Source organism: Bisbaumannia salifodinae (assembly GCF_055388505.1).
The window spans coordinates 2,799,583-2,818,757 of record NZ_AP043781.1 but is presented as its reverse complement, the minus strand read 5'-3'; the positions used below and the strand labels follow the sequence as shown (position 1 = coordinate 2,818,757).

19 protein-coding genes and 1 other RNA gene are annotated in these 19,175 nt (G+C 68.8%); 16 read left to right on the top strand and 4 right to left on the bottom strand.

What is annotated here, in order from left to right:
• Window positions 1-12: 12 nt before the first annotated feature.
• The 6 genes from rpsI (at window position 13) to ACZ5EF_RS13230 (ending at window position 4,630) form a co-directional block, all read left to right on the top strand.
• A complete protein-coding gene (gene rpsI, locus ACZ5EF_RS13255) occupies window positions 13-402 on the top strand; it encodes a 30S ribosomal protein S9 (protein ID WP_346063438.1) in 390 nt (129 codons plus the stop codon).
• A gap of 220 nt (window positions 403-622) precedes the next feature.
• Window positions 623-1,222 (top strand): ubiquinol-cytochrome c reductase iron-sulfur subunit, encoded by a 600-nt coding sequence (gene petA, locus ACZ5EF_RS13250; RefSeq protein WP_146802307.1) that lies wholly within the window; start codon window positions 623-625, stop codon window positions 1,220-1,222.
• Window positions 1,222-2,481, top strand: a complete 1,260-nt coding sequence (locus tag ACZ5EF_RS13245) for a cytochrome b (RefSeq protein WP_346063439.1) — start codon at window positions 1,222-1,224, stop codon at window positions 2,479-2,481. The genes petA and ACZ5EF_RS13245 overlap by 1 nt, the downstream gene beginning before the upstream one ends.
• A complete protein-coding gene (locus ACZ5EF_RS13240) occupies window positions 2,481-3,248 on the top strand; it encodes a cytochrome c1 (protein ID WP_346063440.1) in 768 nt (255 codons plus the stop codon). Before ACZ5EF_RS13245 ends, ACZ5EF_RS13240 begins: the two co-directional genes overlap by 1 nt.
• A gap of 168 nt (window positions 3,249-3,416) precedes the next feature.
• On the top strand, window positions 3,417-4,043 hold the full coding sequence (sspA, locus tag ACZ5EF_RS13235) for a stringent starvation protein SspA (protein WP_346063441.1): 627 nt from the start codon (window positions 3,417-3,419) through the stop codon (window positions 4,041-4,043).
• 113 nt (window positions 4,044-4,156) lie between these two features.
• On the top strand, window positions 4,157-4,630 hold the full coding sequence (locus ACZ5EF_RS13230) for a ClpXP protease specificity-enhancing factor (protein ID WP_346063442.1): 474 nt from the start codon (window positions 4,157-4,159) through the stop codon (window positions 4,628-4,630).
• Window positions 4,631-4,707: 77 nt separating this feature from the next.
• Here ACZ5EF_RS13230 and ACZ5EF_RS13225 read toward each other — a convergent pair whose 3' ends face one another.
• From ACZ5EF_RS13225 to ACZ5EF_RS13210, 4 genes are read right to left on the bottom strand one after another with little or no spacing between them, the layout of a single operon-like run.
• Window positions 4,708-5,262, bottom strand: a complete 555-nt coding sequence (locus ACZ5EF_RS13225) for a BON domain-containing protein (RefSeq protein WP_346063443.1) — start codon at window positions 5,260-5,262, stop codon at window positions 4,708-4,710.
• A gap of 1 nt (window position 5,263) precedes the next feature.
• Window positions 5,264-5,860 (bottom strand): phosphoheptose isomerase, encoded by a 597-nt coding sequence (locus tag ACZ5EF_RS13220; protein WP_346063444.1) that lies wholly within the window; start codon window positions 5,858-5,860, stop codon window positions 5,264-5,266.
• A gap of 19 nt (window positions 5,861-5,879) precedes the next feature.
• Window positions 5,880-6,248: a YraN family protein gene (locus tag ACZ5EF_RS13215; protein ID WP_346063445.1), complete on the bottom strand. Its 369-nt coding sequence runs from the start codon at window positions 6,246-6,248 to the stop codon at window positions 5,880-5,882.
• On the bottom strand, window positions 6,232-7,983 hold the full coding sequence (locus ACZ5EF_RS13210) for a penicillin-binding protein activator (protein WP_346063446.1): 1,752 nt from the start codon (window positions 7,981-7,983) through the stop codon (window positions 6,232-6,234). The genes ACZ5EF_RS13215 and ACZ5EF_RS13210 overlap by 17 nt, the downstream gene beginning before the upstream one ends.
• 46 nt (window positions 7,984-8,029) lie before the next feature.
• Here ACZ5EF_RS13210 and rsmI point away from each other — a divergent pair, with 46 nt between their 5' ends.
• The 10 genes from rsmI to ftsW all read left to right on the top strand — a co-directional run bounded on the left by rsmI (window position 8,030) and on the right by ftsW (window position 19,167).
• Window positions 8,030-8,881, top strand: coding sequence for a 16S rRNA (cytidine(1402)-2'-O)-methyltransferase (rsmI, locus tag ACZ5EF_RS13205; RefSeq protein WP_346063447.1), 852 nt, complete (start codon window positions 8,030-8,032; stop codon window positions 8,879-8,881).
• Window positions 8,882-9,149: 268 nt separating this feature from the next.
• Window positions 9,150-9,504: RNase P RNA component class A (gene rnpB, locus ACZ5EF_RS13200), an RNA gene on the top strand.
• A 58-nt stretch (window positions 9,505-9,562) separates the two neighbouring features.
• Window positions 9,563-10,513, top strand: coding sequence for a 16S rRNA (cytosine(1402)-N(4))-methyltransferase RsmH (gene rsmH / locus ACZ5EF_RS13195; RefSeq protein WP_346063448.1), 951 nt, complete (start codon window positions 9,563-9,565; stop codon window positions 10,511-10,513).
• A gap of 6 nt (window positions 10,514-10,519) precedes the next feature.
• A complete protein-coding gene (gene ftsL, locus ACZ5EF_RS13190) occupies window positions 10,520-10,834 on the top strand; it encodes a cell division protein FtsL (RefSeq protein WP_346063449.1) in 315 nt (104 codons plus the stop codon).
• Window positions 10,831-12,537, top strand: coding sequence for a peptidoglycan D,D-transpeptidase FtsI family protein (locus ACZ5EF_RS13185; RefSeq protein WP_346063450.1), 1,707 nt, complete (start codon window positions 10,831-10,833; stop codon window positions 12,535-12,537). The genes ftsL and ACZ5EF_RS13185 overlap by 4 nt, the downstream gene beginning before the upstream one ends.
• Before the next feature lie 26 nt (window positions 12,538-12,563).
• Window positions 12,564-14,063 carry a UDP-N-acetylmuramoyl-L-alanyl-D-glutamate--2,6-diaminopimelate ligase gene (locus ACZ5EF_RS13180; protein ID WP_346063451.1) on the top strand — a complete coding sequence of 500 codons (1,500 nt, stop codon included), beginning with the start codon at window positions 12,564-12,566 and terminating at the stop codon, window positions 14,061-14,063.
• Complete coding sequence (locus tag ACZ5EF_RS13175; protein ID WP_346063452.1) at window positions 14,060-15,451, top strand: UDP-N-acetylmuramoyl-tripeptide--D-alanyl-D-alanine ligase; 1,392 nt, start codon at window positions 14,060-14,062, stop codon at window positions 15,449-15,451. The genes ACZ5EF_RS13180 and ACZ5EF_RS13175 overlap by 4 nt, the downstream gene beginning before the upstream one ends.
• 5 nt (window positions 15,452-15,456) lie before the next feature.
• Window positions 15,457-16,539, top strand: coding sequence for a phospho-N-acetylmuramoyl-pentapeptide-transferase (mraY, locus tag ACZ5EF_RS13170; protein ID WP_346063453.1), 1,083 nt, complete (start codon window positions 15,457-15,459; stop codon window positions 16,537-16,539).
• Window positions 16,540-16,570: 31 nt separating this feature from the next.
• Window positions 16,571-17,950: a UDP-N-acetylmuramoyl-L-alanine--D-glutamate ligase gene (gene murD / locus ACZ5EF_RS13165; protein WP_346063454.1), complete on the top strand. Its 1,380-nt coding sequence runs from the start codon at window positions 16,571-16,573 to the stop codon at window positions 17,948-17,950.
• The gene (ftsW, locus tag ACZ5EF_RS13160) at window positions 17,947-19,167 is read left to right on the top strand and encodes a putative lipid II flippase FtsW (RefSeq protein ID WP_346063455.1); all 1,221 of its coding nucleotides are present in this window, start codon (window positions 17,947-17,949) and stop codon (window positions 19,165-19,167) included. Before murD ends, ftsW begins: the two co-directional genes overlap by 4 nt.
• Window positions 19,168-19,175: the final 8 nt, after the last annotated feature.

Below are 19,175 nucleotides of genomic sequence, written 5' to 3'. Positions count from 1 at the left end.
GGATAATTCGCCATGTCACAGCAGTATTATGGTACCGGGCGCCGCAAGACCTCTACCGCGCGCGTCTTCGTCAAGCCGGGCACCGGCAAGATCACCGTCAACAATCGTGATCTGGACCAGTATTTCGGCCGCGTTACCGGTCGTATGGTGGTGCGTCAGCCCCTGGAACTGACCGAGACCACCGGCCAGTTCGACATCTACGTCACCGTTCAGGGTGGCGGTGGTTCCGCTCAGGCGGGCGCCATTCGTCACGGCATCACCCGCGCCCTGATCGAGTACAACGAAGAGTTCCGCAGCCCGCTGCGTGCCGCCGGCTACGTGACCCGCGATGCGCGTCAGGTCGAGCGTAAGAAGGTCGGCCTGCGCAAGGCGCGTCGTCGCCCGCAGTTCTCCAAGCGTTAATCTCGCTTCGAGACTGTCGGAAAGCGCTCAGACCCTCGTGGGTCTGGGCGTTTTTTTTGTCTTCTAAACAATAACTTATATACATCTGCCACTTAGGTCAGAGTCTGCTTAATCTTGTGTTCCGGCAGGCATTTTTTTACCATAGTGCGCATTTGTATCCGTGGCTGCGGATCGCGGTTCCGCGAAACGACAACGGGTAGTTGATGGGAGAAACCTGAAGATGGCAGATAACGGCGTAAACAAAGGGCGGCGCCGTTTCCTCGTTGGTGCCACCACCGTAGTGGGTGCGGTGGGCGCCGTCGGGGTTGCGGTTCCCTTTGTGGCTTCCTGGCAGCCCAGTGCCAGGGCAAGGGCGGCGGGTGCCCCGGTGAGTGCGGATATCTCCAAGCTCGAACCGGGACAGCAGATGACCGTCGAATGGCGGGGTAAGCCGGTATGGATCGTGCATCGCACCGCGGAGATGATCGAGCGTACCCAGGGCATCGACCCCTCGCGCCTTTCCGATCCGGAGTCGACGGTGCCGCAGCAGCCGGCCTATGTCAGCGGGCAGCTGCGTTCACTGCGTCCCGAGATCGGCGTGCTGGTGGGCATCTGTACCCACCTGGGCTGCTCTCCGACCTTCCGGCCCGAGCCCGGCGCCGCCGACCTGGGTGGCGATAGCTGGCCGGGCGGCTACTTCTGCCCCTGCCACGGCTCGCGTTTCGACCTGGCGGGTCGGGTCTTCGCCAATGTGCCGGCACCCATCAACCTCGAGGTGCCCCCCTACCGTTTCGATAGCGACGAGATCGTCGTGATCGGTGAAGATGAGGAGGCCGCCTGATGGGTAACCCGAATCGCGTCAAGGCCGACAGCGGCATCATGCGCTGGATCGATGACCGCTTCCCGGCCACCCAGATGTGGCAGGAGCACCTCTCCAAGTACTACGCCCCGAAGAACTTCAACTTCTGGTACTTCTTCGGTTCCCTGGCGCTGCTGGTGCTGGTCAACCAGATCCTCACCGGCGTCTGGCTGACCATGAGCTTCAACCCCTCCGCCGAGGGGGCCTTCGCCTCCGTCGAGTACATCATGCGCGACGTGGAGTGGGGGTGGTTGATCCGCTATATGCACTCCACCGGGGCCTCGGCCTTCTTCGTGGTGGTCTATCTGCATATGTTCCGTGGCCTGCTCTACGGCTCCTACCGGGCGCCCCGCGAGCTGGTGTGGATCTTCGGCATGACCATCTACCTGCTGCTGATGGCGGAAGCCTTCATGGGTTACCTGCTGCCCTGGGGGCAGATGTCCTACTGGGGCGCCCAGGTGATCATCTCGCTGTTCTCGGCGATTCCGGCGATCGGCCCCGACCTGGCCCAGTGGGTGCGCGGTGACTTCCTGATCTCCGGCATTACCCTGAACCGTTTCTTCGCCCTGCATGTGGTGGCCCTGCCCATCGTGATCCTGGCGCTGGTGGTGCTGCACCTGATCGCCCTGCACGAGGTGGGTTCCAACAACCCCGACGGCATCGATATCAAGGAAAAGAAGGACGAGACCGGCAAGCCGCTGGACGGCATTCCCTTCCACCCTTACTACACCGTCAAGGACCTGGTGGGCGTGGCGGTCTTCCTGTTCGTCTTCTGCATGGTGATCTTCTACTTCCCCGAGGGCGGCGGCTACTTTATCGAGAAGCCCAACTTCGAGCCGGCCAACCCGCTGAAGACGCCGGATCATATCGCCCCGGTATGGTACTTCACGCCCTTCTACGCCATGCTGCGCGCCATTACCTTCTCGCTGTTCGGCCTGGATGCCAAGTTCCTCGGCGTGGTGGTCATGGGGGGCGCGATCGCGATCCTCTTCGTGCTGCCCTGGCTCGACCGTAGCCCGGTGCGCTCCATGCGCTACAAGGGCTGGATCTCCAAGGTGATGCTGGTGCTGTTCGCCATCAGCTTCGTGATCCTCGGCGTGCTCGGCGTGCTGCCGGCGACCCCGGTGCGTACCCTGGTGTCCCAGGTGTGTACCGCGATCTACTTTGCCTTCTTCCTGCTGATGCCGCTTTACACCAAGCTGGAGAAGACCAAACCCGTTCCGGAGAGGGTGACTGGCTAATGAAAAAGCAACTCTTCGCACTGCTGTTCGCGCTGGTGCCCTTTACGGCACTGGCGGCGGGGGGCGCCGACGTGCCCTATTCGATGACCCCCGACCTCCAGGATCGGCCCTCCCTGCAGCGGGGCATGCAGCTGTTCACCAACTACTGCATGGGCTGTCACAGCCTGGAGCATCAGCGCTTCGCCCGCGCCGCCGAGGACCTGGGCATGCCCCAGGACCTGGTCGAGGAGAACCTGATCTTCTCCTCCGACCTGGCCTTCAACGACCAGATGCATAACGCCATGGTCCCCGAGGATGCCGAGACCTGGTTCGGCTCCGCGGCGCCGGACCTGACCCTGGAGGCGCGCCTGCGCGGCACCGACTGGATCTACTCCTACCTGCTCAGCTTCTACAAGGACCCGAGTCGCCCCACCGGGGTGAACAACGCGGTCTTCGAGCTGGTGGCCATGCCCAATGTGCTGGAACCGCTGCAGGGGGTCCAGGAGATGGTCTGTGCCGAGAGCGATCGTCCCCACGGCCATGCCGAGCTCGATCCGCTGACCGGCAAGTACCAGTCCTGTGAGGTGCTGCAGGTGACTCGTCCCGGGGCCATGGAGCCCGAGGAGTTCGAGGAAGCGGTCTATGACCTGACCAACTTCCTCGCCTATGTGGGCGAGCCCTCCAAGCTCCAGGCCCAGGCCCTGGCTCCGAAGGTGCTGATCTTCATCTTCATCTTCGGCGTCATCGCCTACCTGCTCAAGCGCGAGTACTGGCGCGATATTCACTGATCGGCATGCCGTTCGGTGCGGGGGCGCATGACCGAGTCATGCGCCCCTTTGTGTCGAAGGCCTGGGGCCGGTCGATAGGCACTTGCCCTATCGATTGCCCCTGAGGTACGACTACTGTCCGAACGGGCGTGTTATCATCTTGGCTCGAACTGATGCGAGGATTGTTTCATGGGTGTAGTGGCCAAGCGGTCGTCGATGACCTTCTATTCCGGTAGCGATGATCACTTCAGTCATCGGGTTCGTATCGTGCTGGCGGAGAAGGGGGTGGCCGTCGATATCCTGGAGGTCTCCGAGGAGAATCACCCCGAGGAGCTGGCGGATCTCAACCCCTACAATAGTGTGCCGACCCTGCTGGATCGCGATCTGGTGCTCTACGAATCCAAGGTAATGATGGAGTACCTGGACGAGCGCTTCCCGCATCCGCCGCTGCTGCCGGTCTATCCGGTGGCCCGGGCCCAGAGTCGCCTGTGGATGCATCGCATCGAACGGGAGTGGTGCCCGCTGGTGGAGCAGATCCTCGGCGGCGCCAAGAAGGATGCCGAGAAGGCGCGCAAGGAGCTGCGCGAGAGCCTGGTGGGCATCTCGCCCATCTTCGAGGACATGGCCTACTTCATGAGCGAGGAGTTCTCGCTGGTGGATTGCTGTCTGGCCCCGATCCTGTGGCGCCTTCCGGCACTCGGGATCGAACTGCCGGAGAAGCAGGTCAAGCCGCTGCTGGGCTACATGCAGCGGGTCTTCGAGCGTGATGCCTTCAAGGACTCCCTGACCGAGGCCGAGAAGGAGATGCGCCCCTGATGGCGCACCGATGAGGCTCGGCGCCGCGGGTGCCGGACTCGTCGCCAGACCGCAACTTTCTCCGGGCCGGGGGTGATCCCGCCGGTCCGACCGAGACGACGAGGAGGGCAGAGATGCTGTCGAGCCGTCCCTATCTGGCCAGGGCCCTGTATCAGTGGCTGCTGGATAACGACCAGACCCCCTATATCGTGGTGGATGCCGAGCGCCCCGGCGTGGTGGTGCCCACCCAATTCGTGCAGAACGGCCAGATCGTGCTGAACATCGCCCCCACGGCGGTGCGCGACCTGTCGATGGACAACGAAGCCATCACCTTCGGTGCCCGCTTCAGTGGTCAGCCCATGCAGGTGGTGGTGCCCGGGGAGGCCCTGGTGGCCCTCTACGCCCGCGAAAATGGCGTGGGCATGGTGTTCGGCCATGAGCCGGTGATGCCGGGCTATGATGATGCCGTGGAAGTGGAGGAGCCCGAGGCGGCCGCCGAAGGGCCCGAGCTCAGTAGCGTAGAGAGCGACACCGAGGTGTCGGATGACGCCGGCGGCGAGCGACCGGCGCCCAAGAAGGGGCGTCCCAGCCTGCGTGTGGTCAAGTAGTCGCTCGCTGGGATCAAGGGATGAAACGACAACGGCGGCCTGTGGGCCGCCGTTGTCGTTTGGCATCATCCGCACACTCAGTCGAGGTACTCGAAGGCCTTGACGATACGCTGCACGCCGCCCACCCCGGAGGCCGCGGCCACGACTCGCTCCGCCTCGGCGCGGGTCACCATGCCCATCAGGTAGACGCTGGCGTTCTCGGTGATCACCCGGATGCGGCCGCCATCGATGGACTCGTCGGCCACCAGTTGGGCGCGAATGCGGGTGGTCAGCCAGGTGTCGGTGGCGCGTTGGGAGAGTGGCAGGTTGGCGGCCACCGCCAGCTCGTTATGTACCTGGCGGACATGGCGCACCTCCCGGGCGATGGCGGTGGCCCGTTCCTGGAGTTCCTGGCTGGGCACCTGACCGGTCAGCAGCACGATGCCGTTGTAGCTGTCCACCTTGACCCGGGCATCGCGGAAGCGGGCGTCGGCCCGCTCCAGGTCGCCCTTGATCTTGAGTTCGATGCTCTGGTCTTCCACCTGGGAGCCCAGGGTGCGCTGGCCGTAGTTCTCGCCCCCCGAGTTGAGGGTGCAGCCGGAGAGGCCGAGGGCGGCGACGATCAAGAGGGATGTCAGTAGGGGCTTGGTCATGTCAGGCCTCGCTGCTGCCGAAGAGTTGTTCGTCGATCAGATCGCACAGGCAGTGGATCACCAGCAGGTGCACTTCCTGGATGCGTGCGGTGGAGGTGGCGGGGACGCGAATCTCGCAGTCGTCCTGGCCGAGCAGGGAGGCCATGTCGCCGCCGTCGCGGCCGGTCAGGGCGACCACCGTCATGTCCCGGTCATGGGCGGCCTGGATCGCCTGGATCACATTGGCGGAGTTGCCGCTGGTGGAGATCGCCAGCAGGACGTCGCCGGGCTGGCCCAGGGCGCGGACCTGCTTGGAGAAGACCTCGTTGTAGCTGTAGTCGTTGGCGATGGAGGTCAGGGTCGAGGTGTCGGTGGTCAGGGCCAGGGCCGGCAGGCTGGGGCGCTCCCGCTCGAAGCGGTTGAGCAGTTCCGAGGAGAAGTGCTGGCTGTCGCCGGCGCTGCCGCCATTGCCACAGGCCAGGATCTTTCCTTCGTTGACCAGGCACTGCACCATCATCTGGCTGGCCACCTCGATAAAGGGCGGCAACACCTCGCTGGCGTAGGTCTTGGTGTCGATGCTGGCATTGAAGTGGCCGAGAATGCGAGTCTGCAAATCCATCTTCCGGGTCCTTTGGCGGTCAGAACGCTTCGAAGGCGGCGCGCACCCAGTGGAAGTCCAGGTGCGGCGGCTGGCCGGTCACGGCCACCACGTCGAAGCGGCAGGGACATGATAGCCGGTTGCGTTGGAGATAAAAATGCGCCGCCCGGATCAGGCGGCGCTGCTTGGTAGGGGTGACGCTCTCGAGGGGGTGGCCGTGGCGGCAGTCGGCGCGATGCTTGACCTCGACGAACACCAGGGTGTCTCCGTCGCGCATCACCAGGTCGAGCTCGCCGCCCTTGGCGTGCTGGTTGCGCGCGACCCGAGTCAGGCCGCGCTCGGCCAGCCAGGCCTCGGCGGCGGTCTCGACGGCCGAGCCGCGGGCGCGGGCGTCAGCGGGCCCGGCCATCGTCGAAGCGATTGAGCAGGGGGAGCTGGGGCACGCCGGCCTCGAAGCGGGCCCAGGGCAGCTCGCGCTGGATGCGGCCATCGGCGGCCGGGCGCAGGCGGCCGGTAGCGCCCGAAATCTCGCTGCCGCCGAGCACCTGGAGCTGCAGCAGGCGGCGTCCCAGCTCGAAGGCATCCACCCCCATGGCGCCCAGCTTCAGCAGGCCCGGGTCCTCGCTCTCGCGTAGCCGGTAGTAGCTGTCGAGGAAGGGCAGCACCTCTTCGCCGCCCACGGCGGCATCGGGAATCAGCCAGGGAATCTCCACGAACATCACCCCATCGAGGTCGTGGTCGACCCGCGGCTGGGGACGCCCCTCATAGAGCTGCGAGGTGCCATAGATGGGTAGGCGATCGACGCCGATGAACTCCAGATTGGGGGGGACCTGGCGGGCATAGCTGGGGATGGCCAGCAGGAACAGCATGTCCGGGCGGCCGGCGGCGGCGCGTCGGGCGCCGTCGGTGGCCGAGCCATTGGGGTTGTAGTTCACCGCCTGGGTCAGCTCGCCGCCCTGGGCCTGCCACTCGCGCTCGAAGGCGCGGCCGACCCGGTTGCCCCACTCGTTGCCGGGAATCAGCATGGCGGCGCGGCGATGGCCATCGGCATAGGCGCGGCGGGCCACCTGGCGGGCCTCGTCCTCGGCGGAGAGGCCATACTGGAAGAGGTTGGCGGCGCGGTTCTCGGCATTGTTGCCGTAGTTCAGCGCCAGGGTCGGCAGCGGCACGCTGTCGCGACCCTCCAGGCGGGTCACCTGATCCTTGTCCAGGGGGCCGATCACCGCCTGGGCGCCGGCCATGGTGGCGGCGGCGTAGAGGGCATCCAGGTCGCCGTGGCTGGCATCGATAAAGCTCAGGCGAGGCACGCGAATGCCTTCCTGTTCGGCCTCCCGCTGGCGCGCCTCCAGGCCGCGGCGGATCTCCTTGGCCAGGTTGGCCAGGGGGCCGGACTCCGGCAGCAGCACGGCGATATGCCGAACTTCCTGGCCGCGCAGGTCGCGCAGGGCCAGCAGGTCGCCGGGCAGGCTGCGCGCCGCCGGGTGGCCGCCATGGCGGCCGCGCCAGGCGTCGAGGCGTTCGAAGAGACGCTCGATGTCGCCGCCGCTGCCGCGCTGTACCGCCACCAGCTCCCGCCAGCCCTGGGTCAGGCGATCCTCGCCCAGGCTCGCCAGGGTGCGCTCGTCGAGGCGGCTCAGCAGCGACCAGAGGGTGTCATTGAGGCCCTCGTCGCCGGTCGCGGCCTGAACCGCCAGCAGCGCCTCGGCGGCGGCGGCGTGCTCGCCGAGCTCGGCCAGCGCCTGCCCCTGGCGCTGGCGCAGGGTGAGGCGCTGGTCGGAGGTGAAGGGCAGGTCGTCGTCCAGGGTCTGGGCCGCCTGCAGCACGCTGTTGGCGTCATCCAGTTGGATGCCGAGTGCGGAAAGCAGCAGCGCCCAGCGAACTCGCGCCTCGCCGTCGAGCCGGCGATCATCGAGTCGCGAGGCCACGTCCAGCGCCTGGGTCGCGTCGCCGCGGCGTGCTAGGATGTCCGCCGCTTCGAGGCGGGAGCGGGCCGCTTCAGCGGGGGCCTGCTGTTCGGCCCGGGCGAGCAGCTCGCCGGGTTCCCGCTCGGTGAGACGCTCCATTATCGCCGGCGGTGCCGCGCAGCCGGCCATCAAGAGGGCGAGAAGGGCGGCGAACAGCCAGCCGCGTCGCGACGTGTGCATAGAACCCTATTCCTTGTCCGATCACTGAACTTTTGGAAGCCGAACCATGGATCCAGCTTACGGCGCATTGTACGTGGTCGCCACGCCGATTGGTAACCTCGAGGATCTCTCCCCCCGGGCCGCCCGGGTGCTCGCCGAGGCGGCGCTGGTGGCCGCCGAGGATACCCGCCATAGCGGACGCTTGTTGCGCCACCTGGGGATCGAGCGGCCGCTGTTGTCGCTGCATGAGCACAACGAGGCGAGCCGGGTGGCGCGTATCGCCGCTCACCTGGCGGCCGGCGAGGACGTGGCCCTGATCAGCGATGCCGGTACGCCCCTGATCTGCGATCCGGGCTTCGTGCTGGTGCGCGAGCTGCGTCGCCTGGGGCATCGCGTGGTGCCGGTGCCGGGCCCCTGCGCCCTGGTGACGGCCCTGTCGGCGGCGGGGTTGCCCACCGACCGCTTCCTGTTTCGCGGTTTCCTGCCCGCCAAGGGGGGCGCCCGGCGGGCGCGGCTCGAGGCCCTGGCGGAACGCGACGAGACCCTGGTCTTCTATGAGTCGCCCCATCGCATCCGCGATACCCTGGCGGATATCGCCGTCTGTTATGGCGAGCGCCATCTGGTGCTGGCCCGGGAGCTGACCAAGACCTTCGAGACCTTCCTGGAGGGGGCGGCCTCGACGCTGCTCGAGGTCCTGGCGGCGGACCCGGACCAGGCCCGTGGCGAGTTCGTGGTGATGGTGGCCGGGGCGCCGCCTCGCGAAGTCGATGCCGTGACCCTGGAGGGCGAGACCCTGCTGGCGGCGCTGCTGAGCGAGGGGGTGGGCGTCAAGCAGAGCGCGGCGGTGGCCACCCGGGTGCTCGGTGGCACCAAGAAGCAGTGGTACGCCCAGGCCCAGGCCTTGAAGGATGCCCGATAGTCCAGCGCGGCGCCCAAGGCGAAGTGATAACTTACTGCCATGCCGTCGCCCTCGGCGCGGGGCCGGGTGGGCGTCAAGCAGAGTGCGGCGCTAGCCGCCCGGGTGTTGGGGGCGCCAGGTAACCCTGGTACGCCCAGGCCCAGGCCTTGAAGGATGCCCGATAATCCAGCGCGGCGCCCAAGGCGAGTGATAACTTACTGCCATGCCGTCGCCCTCGGCGCGGGGCCGGTTGTGGGGGCGGCGGCGCGCTGTTATCCTTGCCCGCTTGGGAGTCGGCCGAGACAGTCGCCGCCGGCCTTTGGTCGGGGGAGGAAAGTCCGGGCTCCATAGGGCAGGGTGCCAGGTAACGCCTGGGCGGCGCGAGCCGACGGCTAGTGCAGCAGAGAGTAGACCGCCTAAGCTTCCCTCGGGAAGCCGGTAAGGGTGAAAGGGTGCGGTAAGAGCGCACCGCGCGCCTGGTAACAGTGCGTGGCACGGTAAACCCCACCCGGAGCAAGACCAAATAGGAACCCGTTGGCGTGGCCCGCGTTGGGTTCGGGTAGGTTGCTTGAGGGGCGCGGCGACGCGTCTCCTAGATGAATGGCTGTCCACGACAGAACCCGGCTTAATGGCCGACTCCCTCTCTATTTATCCCCCGCCACGGCATGCCGTGGCCTTGGCCAGGCACCTTAGCGGAATCCCATGTCCTCATCCGAGACCCTCGCGCCCTCCTTCCAGCACGCCAGCGTCCTGCTCGACGGCGCCGTCGAGGCCCTGGTGCATGATCCCGAAGGGACCTACCTGGATGGGACCTTCGGCCGTGGCGGCCATTCCCGTGCCATCCTCGCGCGCCTGGCGTCGGCGGGGCGGCTGCTGGCCGTGGATCGCGACCCCCAGGCGATCGCCGAGGCGGGGCGCATCGATGATCCCCGCTTCAGCATCGAACAGGGCGAGTTCTCCCGCCTGGGCGAGTTCGCCGAGGCCCATGGCCTGCACGGCCGCCTCTCCGGCATCCTGCTCGATATCGGCGTCTCGTCTCCTCAATTGGACGATCCCGAGCGGGGTTTCAGCTTCCTGCGCGACGGTCCCCTGGACATGCGCATGGACCCGACCCACGGCGAGAGCGCCGCGTCCTGGCTGGCGCGGGTCAAGGAGGACGAGATCGCCCGGGTGTTCAAGACCTATGGCGAGGAGCGCTATGCGCGGCGCCTGGCCCGGGCCATCGTCGCCCGTCGCGGCGAGCACCCCTTTACCCGCACCCAGGACCTGGCCGAGGTGATCAAGACCGCCCATCCCGCCTGGGAGAAGGGTAAGCATCCCGCCACCCGGGCCTTTCAGGCCCTGCGCATCCAGGTCAACGGCGAACTGGAGCAGCTCGATGCGGCGCTCGAGGCGGCCCTGGAGGCCCTGGCCCCGGGCGGTCATCTGGTGGTGATCAGCTTCCACTCCCTGGAGGATCGCCGGGTCAAGCGCTTTATTCGCGACCAGGCCCGGGGCGACACCCATCTGCCGCGGGGGGTCCCCCTGCGCGAGGACCAGCTCAATCGTCGTCTGGAGGCGCTGGGCAAGGCACGGCGCCCGGGGGACGAGGAGGTGGCCGAGAACCCCCGTGCCCGCAGTGCGGTGATGCGGGTGGCGCGCAAGCTGGGGTAGGGCGGCATGTTTCAGGGACGAATCGACCTTGCCTCACTCAGGCGCCTCAGGATCGGCACCGGCCTGCTGCTGGTGGCCCTGCTGGTGGGCGGGACCCTGGTCAGTGCGGTGGCGGTGGTCGCCTCCAGCCACCTGACCCGGGAGCAGTATGCCCGCCTGCAGCGCCTGGAGCGGGAGCACAATCAACTGCAGACCGAGTGGGGCCAGTTGTTGCTCGAGGAGAGTGCCTGGTCGTCGCCGGCACGCGTCGAGCGGTTGGCGGTGGAACGCCTGGAGATGCGCCTGCCCGATGTGCATGAAGCGGAGGTGATCCGGCCATGAGCAGTGCCGCCCAGGACGCCGCCAGCCGGCGTCGTCGCGCCCAGTCCGAGCCCCTGGCCGGGGGGCGCTTCCTGCTGGTGCTGGGGCTGGTGCTGTTGGCCATGGGGCTGCTGGCCGGGCGCATCGTCTACCTGCATGTCATCGAGCGCCCCTTCCTCCAGGGGCAGGGCGATGCCCGCACCCTGCGGGTCGACCCCATTCCCGCCCATCGTGGCATGATCACCGATCGCCACGGCGAGCCCCTGGCCATCTCCACTCCGGTGGTGAGCCTCTGGGCCAATCCCCAGGAACTTCCCGACGACCATATTCAGCGCCTGATGCTGGCCCGTGCCCTGGACCTGGAGCTCGATGCCCTCAATACCCGTATCGAGCGTTTCGCCGAGCGTGAATTCATGTACCTGCGCCGCCAGGTGACCCCCGCCGAGGCCCAGCGCATCCTCGACCTGGAGGTGCCGGGGGTCTACGGCCAGGATGAGTACAAGCGCTACTACCCCGCCGGCGAGGTGACCGCCCAGTTGGTGGGCGTCACCAACGTGGACGACCAGGGGCAGGAGGGGCTGGAGTTGGCCTTCCAGCCCTATCTGGCCGGTACCCCGGGGCAGCGGCGCGTGCTCAAGGACCGCCGCGGGCGCCTGGTGCGCGACCTGGCCCTGCTGCGCGAGTCGCGGCCCGGCGGCACCCTGACCCTGTCCATCGATCAGCGCCTGCAGTACATGGCCTATCGGGAGCTCAAGACCGCGGTGGCCGAGCACGAGGCGGAGGGTGGCGTGGTGGTGATGCTGGATGCCCGCACCGGCGAGGTGCTGGCGATGGCCAATCAGCCCTCCTATAACCCCAACAATCGTGCCGGCCTCGACCCCCGCGGCCTGCGCAATCAGGCCATCGTCGATGTCTTCGAGCCGGGCTCGGTGATGAAGCCCCTGGCCATGGCGGCCATACTCTCCAGCGGCGAGGTGACTCGGGACACGGTGGTGGATACCTCGCCGGGCTGGATGCGCATCGACCGCTTCACCATCCGCGATATCCGCAACTATGGCGAGCTGGACCTCTCCGGTATCCTCGAGAAGTCTTCCAATATCGGCATGTCACGGCTGGCCCTGGAGCTCGAGCCCAACGTTATCGCCGACCAGTACCGCCGCCTGGGGCTGGGGCAGAGCACCGAGACCGGCTTCCCCGGCGAGGCCACCGGTAGCCTGCCGGCACCGGTGCGCTGGTCGCGCAGCGAGCGGGCGGCGCTGGCCTATGGCTATGGCCTCTCGACCTCCGCCCTGCAACTGGCCAGCGCCTATACCGCCATCGCCAACGAGGGGGTACGCCTGCCGCCCTCGCTGCTGCGCCTGGACGAGCCGCCCCGGGGCGAGCCCGCCATCGACCCCGAAGTGGCCCGCACCCTGCTGGAGCTGCTGGAGTCCTCGGTGGGGGCCTACACCGGCGGGCGCCAGGCCCAGGTGGAAGGCTATCGGGTCGGCGGCAAGACCGGCACGGTGCGCAAGACCGGCGCCGACGGCTACCAGGAAAACGCCTACCGCAGTGTCTTCGCTGGTATCGCGCCCATCTCCGACCCACGCATCGTCACCGTGGTGATGATCGATCACCCCCGCGCCGGAGAGTTCTATGGAGGCGCGGTGGCCGCGCCGGTCTTTTCCCGGGTGACCGGCAACGCCCTGCGGCTGCTGGACGTGCCCCCGGATGCCGACCGATGAGCCCCGCGCCGCGACGAGGAGAGACTATGCAGGTGGAGAGCCAACACCTGACGGCGTGCCTGGCACGCCTCTGGCCCGAGTGCCCCGTGAGCCTGGCCCCCGGGCCCCGCCGCCTGGTGCTGGATAGCCGGACCCTGGCCGCGGGCGATGTCTTCGTCGCCCTGCCCGGGGTGCAGCGCGACGGCCGCGAGCATATCACCGCGGCCCTGGTCGCCGGCGCCGCCCTGGTGCTCTGCCATCAGCTCGAAACGGGCGCCGATATGACGCCTCCCGAGGATCCCCGGGTGCTGTGTCTGCCGGGGCTCAAGGCGCGCCAGGCCGAGCTGGGGCGGGCGCTGTTCCGGGTGCCCGCCGAGCTGCCCTTGATCGGCGTCACCGGCACCAACGGCAAGAGCTCGGTGACCCACTATGTGGCCCTGCTCAGCGAGGCCCTGGGCACCCCCTGCGGGATGATCGGGACCCTCGGCTTCGGGCGCCCCGACCGCTTGGTCGAGGGGGAGCAGACCACCCCCGGGCCCCTGGCCCTGCAGGCCCAACTGGGGGCCCTGGTCGCCCAGGGCGCGAAGCGGGTGGCCATGGAGGTCTCCTCCCATGCCCTGGATCAGGACCGCCTCCAGGACACCCGGGTGCAGGCCGCGGCCTTTACCAACCTGAGCCGCGACCACCTCGACTATCACGGCAGCATGGCCGCCTACGCCGCCGCCAAGGCGCGGCTGTTCCGGCGCCCGGAACTCGAGTTGGCGGTGGTCAATGGCGACGACCCCCTGGCGCGGCTGATGCTGGCGGGGGTGCCCAGGCAGGGCGCGGTGCGGGTGCTGGCCATCGGGCGCGACGCGGCCACCACCCTGAGGGTGCTCGACTGGTGGCCCCATGCCCGGGGGCAGCGCGCCCTGGTGGCGGGCCCCGAGGGAGAGTTCGCCCTGGAGCTGCCGTTGATGGGGCGCTTCAATCTCGACAATGTGCTACTGGCCATGGCGCTGCTCTACGGCCAGGGCGAGCCCCTGGCCGCCCTGACCGAGGCGGCGCAGCGTCTGACCCCGGTGCCGGGGCGCATGCAACTGCTGCGCCGCCCGGGCCGGCCCGGGGTGGTGGTGGACTATGCCCATACGCCGGATGCCCTGGACAACGCCCTGGGCGCCCTACGCGATCACCTGGGAAGCGAGGGGCGCCTGTGGTGCCTGTTCGGCTGCGGCGGCGATCGCGATCCCGGCAAGCGGGCCCTGATGGGGGCCGCCGCGGCGGCCCGGGCCGATCACCTGGTGATTACCGACGACAACCCCCGCGGCGAGGCGCCGGCGGCGATTCGTGCCGCCATCCGCGAGGGGCTCGCCGGGGTTGCCGACGGGCGCATTCATGAGGTGGCCGGGCGTGCTGAGGCGATCGCCTGGGTGATCGCCCAGGCCGCCCCCGAGGACGTGGTGCTGCTGGCTGGCAAGGGCCACGAGACCTATCAGGAGATCGCCGGCGTCAAGCACCATTTCTGTGATCGGGAGGCCGCCGAGGCGGTCCTGGAGGCACGCCCATGAGCGAGACACTCCCGAGCTGCGGCCTGGCGACCCTGGGGCAGGTGGCCGAGGCGCTGGGTATCGAGGCGGTGACGGCCCCCGAGACGCCGGTGAGAGGCATCGTCACCGACAGCCGTCGCCTGGCCCCGGGGGATCTCTTCGTGGCCCTGGTCGGCGAGCGTTTCGACGCCCACGACTTCCTGGCCCAGGTGCGCGAGGCCGGGGCCGTGGCGGCGGTGGTCTCCCGGTCGGTGGACGACCCCCTGGCTCAACTGCCGGTGGCCGATACCCGGCTGGCCCTGGGCCTGCTGGGCCAGGCCCGGCGCCGGGCCTGGGGCGGGCCCCTGGTGGCGATCACCGGCAACAGCGGCAAGACCACCGTCAAGGAGCTGCTGGCGACCCTGCTGGGCCCCGGCACCCTGGCCACCCGGGGCAACCTCAACAACGACTTCGGTGCCCCCCTGACCCTGCTCGAGCTGACCCCGGCGCACCGCCAGGCGGTGGTCGAGCTGGGCGCCAATCACCTCGGCGAGATCGCCTGGACCGCGGCCCTGGCCGCGCCCCGGGTGGCGGTGATCACCAATGTCACCGGCGCCCATGTGGGGGAGTTCGGCGGCCTGGGGCAGATCGCCCAGGCCAAGGGCGAGATCCTCGCCGCTCTGCCCACCGACGGGGTGGCGGTGCTCAACCGCGACGACCGCTTCTTCCCGGTATGGCGCGCCCTGGCCCGGCCCCGGGAGGTCCTCGACTTCGCCGTGGTGGGGGAGGGCGAGTCGCCGGCCCGGCTGCAGGCCCGGGCGCTGGTCTGTGATGCCCTCGGGCGCTATGCTTTCACGCTGGTTCGCGACGGCCGCGAGCTGGGACGGGTTCAGTTGGCCCTGCTGGGGCGCCATAACGTCGCCAATGCCCTGGCCGCGGCGGCCGCCGCCCTGGCCCTGGGCCTCGACGAGGCGACCCTGCTCGAGCGCCTGGCGGCGGCCCAACCCCTGGCGGGGCGCCTGACGTCGCTGGCGGGGATTCGTGGCAGCCGGGTGCTGGACGACAGCTACAATGCCAACCCCGGGGCGGTGGAGGCGGCCCTGGGGCTGCTGGCCGAGCTGCCCGAGCCCCGTTGGTGCCTGCTGGGCGCCATGGGCGAGCTGGGCGAGGCATCACCGGCGCTGCATGCCCGGGTCGGGCGCCACGCCCGGGCCCTGGGCATCCAGCGCCTCTTGACCCTGGGGGAGGGGGCCCGCCCGGCGGCCGAGGCTTTCGGACCGGGGGGCGAGCATTTCGACGATTGGCAGGCGCTGGCGCGCCATGCCCAAACCCATCTGCCGCCGGGAGCCAGCGTGCTGGTGAAGGGGTCGCGCAGTGCCGGCATGGAGCGCCTGGTGAATGCGCTCACGGCAAGGCATCAAGGTGAATAGGACACATGCTGCTATATCTGGCTGATCTTCTGGCGCCGCTGTTCAGCGCCTTCAATGTCTTCAACTATCTGACCCTGCGGATGATCCTGGGGACCCTGACGGCACTGCTGCTGTGCCTGTGGCTGGGGCCCTGGATGATCCGCCGCCTGGTGGAGCGCCAGATCGGACAGGCGGTGCGCGACGACGGCCCCCAGTCGCACCTCTCCAAGGCGGGCACCCCCACCATGGGCGGGGCCATGATCCTGATGGCCATCGCCGTCAGTACCCTGCTGTGGGCCGATCTCGGCAACCACTATGTGTGGATCGTGCTGGCGGTGACCCTGGGTTTCGGCGCCATCGGCTGGGTCGATGACTACCGCAAGGTGGTGGAGAAGAACCCCCGCGGCCTGCCGGCGCGCTGGAAGTACCTATGGCAGTCGGTGATCGGCCTGGCCGCCGCCGTGGTGCTCTATGTCACCGCCGCCAGCCCCGTCGAGACCAGCCTGATCGTGCCGCTGTTCAAGGACGTGGTGCTGCCCCTGGGGCTCTTCTATATCGTCCTCACCTACCTGGTGATCGTCGGCAGCTCCAATGCGGTGAACCTCACCGACGGCCTCGACGGCCTGGCGATCATGCCCACCGTGATGGTGGCCATGGGCCTGGCGGTGTTCGCCTACGCCAGCGGCAACACGGTGTTCGCCGACTACCTGCAGATTCCGGTGATTCCCGGCTCCGGGGAACTGGCGGTGTTCTGCGCCACCATCGCCGGTGCCGGCCTCGGCTTCCTGTGGTTCAACACCTATCCGGCCCAGGTCTTCATGGGCGACGTGGGGGCCCTGGCCCTGGGCGCGGCCCTCGGCGTGGTGGCGGTGATCGTGCGCCAGGAGATCGTGCTCTTTATCATGGGCGGTATCTTCGTCATGGAGACCATTTCGGTGATCCTCCAGGTGGGCTCCTACAAGCTCACCGGGCGACGCATCTTCCGCATGGCGCCCCTGCATCACCATTTCGAACTCAAGGGCTGGCCCGAGCCGCGGGTCATCGTGCGCTTCTGGATCATCACCGTGGTGCTGGTGCTGCTGGGCCTGGCGACCCTCAAGATCCGATAACACCAGGGCGCGAGATGCCGAGGAGTAGTGCATGATCGAAGTGGCGCCGGGAACCACGCTGGTGGTGGGGCTGGGCATCTCCGGCCGTGCCATCGCTCGCCATCTGAGCCGCCGCGGCGTGCCTTTCATGATGGCGGACACCCGCCCGGCACCGCCGGGGCTGGACGACTTTCGCACCGCCCATCCGGGGGTGCCGATCCATTGCGGGCCGCTCACCGCCCTGGACCTCTCCGGGGTGGCCGAGGTGGTGCTGAGCCCCGGCGTGGACCCCGCCACCCCGGGGCTGGAGGGCCTCGCCGAGGCCCTTGATCCGGCCACCGGCGAACCCCGGCTGGTGGGCGAGATCGCCCTCTTCGTGCGCGACGCCAGGGCGCCCATCGCCGCCATCACCGGCTCCAATGCCAAGTCCACGGTGACCACCCTGCTGGGGGAGATGGCCCGGGCCGCCGGCCATCGGGTGGCGGTAGGCGGCAACCTGGGCACCCCGGCCCTGGACCTGCTCCACGACCGGCCCGACGCCGAGCTCTTCGTGCTGGAGCTCTCCAGCTTCCAGCTCGAGACCACGCCGTGGCTGGGCGCCGAGACGGCGGCCTTCCTCAACCTCTGCGAGGATCACCTGGATCGCCACGGCGACCTGGCCGGCTATCGCGCCGCCAAGCAGCGTATCTTCCGCGGCGCCGCCCATGGGGTGATCAACGCCGAGGATCCCGCCACCTGGCCCGAGACGCCGCCGCCGAATCTGTCGCGGTTTACCACCGCCGCCCCCGAGGGCGATGACTGGGGCCTGGCCGCCCGGGATGAGGGCGGCGACTGGCTGATGCATGGTGCCGAGGCCCTGCTGCCCTGCGCCGAGCTGGGCCTGCGCGGCCGCCATAACCAGGCCAACGCCCTGGCGGCCCTGGCCATGGGGCACCGCCTGGGTCTGCCCCTGGACGCCATGCTCGCCACCCTGCGCGCCTTCCGCGGCCTGCCCCATCGCGGCGAGCTGGTGGCGGAATGGAACGGGGTGGCCTGGATCAATGACTCCAAGGGCACCAATGTGGGGGCGACCCTGGCCGCCATCGCCGGGCTCGGCCCGACCCTCGATGGCCGCCTGATCCTGCTGGCCGGCGGCGTTGGCAAGGGCGCCGACTTCGCCCCCCTGGCGGCGCCGCTGGCTCGCCATGGCCGCGAGGCGATCCTCTTCGGCGCCGATGCCGAGCGCCTCGAGGCGGCGCTCTCGGGCCGCCTGCCCCTGACCCGGGTGACGGACCTGGAGAGCGCCCTGGCGCGGGCGGCGGCCATCGCCGCGCCCGGCGACTGCGTGCTGTTGTCGCCGGCCTGCGCCAGCCTCGATCAGTTCGCCGACTATCAGGAACGCGGCGAGGCCTTTCGGCGCTGGGTGCTGGCGCACCGGGAGGCCGCCTCATGAGCCCTCGGCGACAGTCCCCGGCGACGCCGGGCGGGGAGGGGCCCTTCGATGCCTGGCTGCTGGTGGCGGCGTTGTCGCTGCTGCTGATCGGCTGGGTGATGGTGACTTCCGCCTCCACCGGGGTGGCCTCCAGCCTGACCGGTAACCCCTACTATTTCAGCCTGCGCCATGGTGCCTTCGTGCTGCTGACCCTGGTGGTGGCGACCGGGGTGGCCTGCGTGCCCCTGGCCTGGTGGCGGGCCAATGGCCCCCTGCTACTGGTGGTGGGACTGGGCCTGCTGGTGCTGGTGCTGCTCGTCGGGCGCGAGGTCAACGGTAGCCGACGCTGGATCGCCTTGCCCGGGTTTCCCTTGAACCTGCAGGCCTCGGAAGTGGCCAAGCTGTGCCTGATCATCTACCTGGCGGGCTACCTGGAGCGTTTCCTGCCCCAGGTGCGCCGCGAGTGGGGGGCCTTCCTGCGCCCCCTGGTGATCATGCTGGTGGCGGCGGGCCTGCTGATCCTCGAGCCCGATTACGGCGCCGTGGTGGTGATCGGCGGCTGCATGATGGGCATGCTGCTGATGGCCGGCGCCCCGCTGTGGCGCTTCGGCCTGTTGCTGGTGCTGGTGGGCCTGGCCGGGGCCTACCTGGCGGTGGCCGAGCCCTATCGGGTGGCGCGCCTGACCAGCTTCGCCGATCCCTGGGCCGATCAGTTCGCCAGCGGGTACCAGCTCACCCAGTCGTTGATCGCCTTCGGGCGCGGCCACTGGCTGGGGATGGGGCTCGGCAACAGCATCCAGAAGCTCTTCTACCTGCCGGAGGCGCATACCGACTTCGTCTTCGCCGTACTGGCCGAGGAGCTGGGGCTGGTGGGGGCGATCGCGGTCATCGGCCTCTTCCTGCTGCTGGTGGTGCGGGCACTGGTCGTGGGACGCCGGGCGGAGCTGGCGCGGCTGCCCTTCGCCGCCTATCTGAGTTACGGTATCGCCTTCGTGATCGGCGCCCAGGCCTTTATCAATATCGCCGTCAGCAGCGGCATGCTGCCCACCAAGGGGTTGACCCTGCCGCTGCTCAGCTATGGTGGCTCGAGCCTGCTGGTGTGCGGCGCCATGGTGGCCCTGGTGTTGCGCGCCGATATCGAGACCCGGCGTTTTCAGCGGCGCCTGCGCCCGGCACGGCCGACTTCCCGGGAGTCGGCGGGACGTACCGGGAGTGCAAAGCGTGCGAGGAGTCTGTAGTGAGTGAT

Bases quoted from the DNA above. Each gene is read 5' to 3' on its own strand.
- rsmI (WP_346063447.1), top strand. From the start codon at position 8,030: ATGGATCCAGCTTACGGCGCATTGTACGTGGTCGCCACGCCGATTGGT.
- ACZ5EF_RS13180 (WP_346063451.1), top strand. From the start codon at position 12,564: ATGCAGGTGGAGAGCCAACACCTGACGGCGTGCCTGGCACGCCTCTGG.
- ACZ5EF_RS13220 (WP_346063444.1), bottom strand. From the start codon at position 5,860: ATGGATTTGCAGACTCGCATTCTCGGCCACTTCAATGCCAGCATCGAC.
- ACZ5EF_RS13175 (WP_346063452.1), top strand. From the start codon at position 14,060: ATGAGCGAGACACTCCCGAGCTGCGGCCTGGCGACCCTGGGGCAGGTG.
- rpsI (WP_346063438.1), top strand. From the start codon at position 13: ATGTCACAGCAGTATTATGGTACCGGGCGCCGCAAGACCTCTACCGCG.
- ACZ5EF_RS13225 (WP_346063443.1), bottom strand. From the start codon at position 5,262: ATGACCAAGCCCCTACTGACATCCCTCTTGATCGTCGCCGCCCTCGGC.
- sspA (WP_346063441.1), top strand. From the start codon at position 3,417: ATGGGTGTAGTGGCCAAGCGGTCGTCGATGACCTTCTATTCCGGTAGC.
- ACZ5EF_RS13245 (WP_346063439.1), top strand. From the start codon at position 1,222: ATGGGTAACCCGAATCGCGTCAAGGCCGACAGCGGCATCATGCGCTGG.
- ACZ5EF_RS13215 (WP_346063445.1), bottom strand. From the start codon at position 6,248: ATGGCCGGGCCCGCTGACGCCCGCGCCCGCGGCTCGGCCGTCGAGACC.
- petA (WP_146802307.1), top strand. From the start codon at position 623: ATGGCAGATAACGGCGTAAACAAAGGGCGGCGCCGTTTCCTCGTTGGT.
- murD (WP_346063454.1), top strand. From the start codon at position 16,571: ATGATCGAAGTGGCGCCGGGAACCACGCTGGTGGTGGGGCTGGGCATC.
- ACZ5EF_RS13230 (WP_346063442.1), top strand. From the start codon at position 4,157: ATGCTGTCGAGCCGTCCCTATCTGGCCAGGGCCCTGTATCAGTGGCTG.
- ACZ5EF_RS13210 (WP_346063446.1), bottom strand. From the start codon at position 7,983: ATGCACACGTCGCGACGCGGCTGGCTGTTCGCCGCCCTTCTCGCCCTC.
- rsmH (WP_346063448.1), top strand. From the start codon at position 9,563: ATGTCCTCATCCGAGACCCTCGCGCCCTCCTTCCAGCACGCCAGCGTC.
- ACZ5EF_RS13185 (WP_346063450.1), top strand. From the start codon at position 10,831: ATGAGCAGTGCCGCCCAGGACGCCGCCAGCCGGCGTCGTCGCGCCCAG.
- ftsW (WP_346063455.1), top strand. From the start codon at position 17,947: ATGAGCCCTCGGCGACAGTCCCCGGCGACGCCGGGCGGGGAGGGGCCC.
- ftsL (WP_346063449.1), top strand. From the start codon at position 10,520: ATGTTTCAGGGACGAATCGACCTTGCCTCACTCAGGCGCCTCAGGATC.
- mraY (WP_346063453.1), top strand. From the start codon at position 15,457: ATGCTGCTATATCTGGCTGATCTTCTGGCGCCGCTGTTCAGCGCCTTC.
- ACZ5EF_RS13240 (WP_346063440.1), top strand. From the start codon at position 2,481: ATGAAAAAGCAACTCTTCGCACTGCTGTTCGCGCTGGTGCCCTTTACG.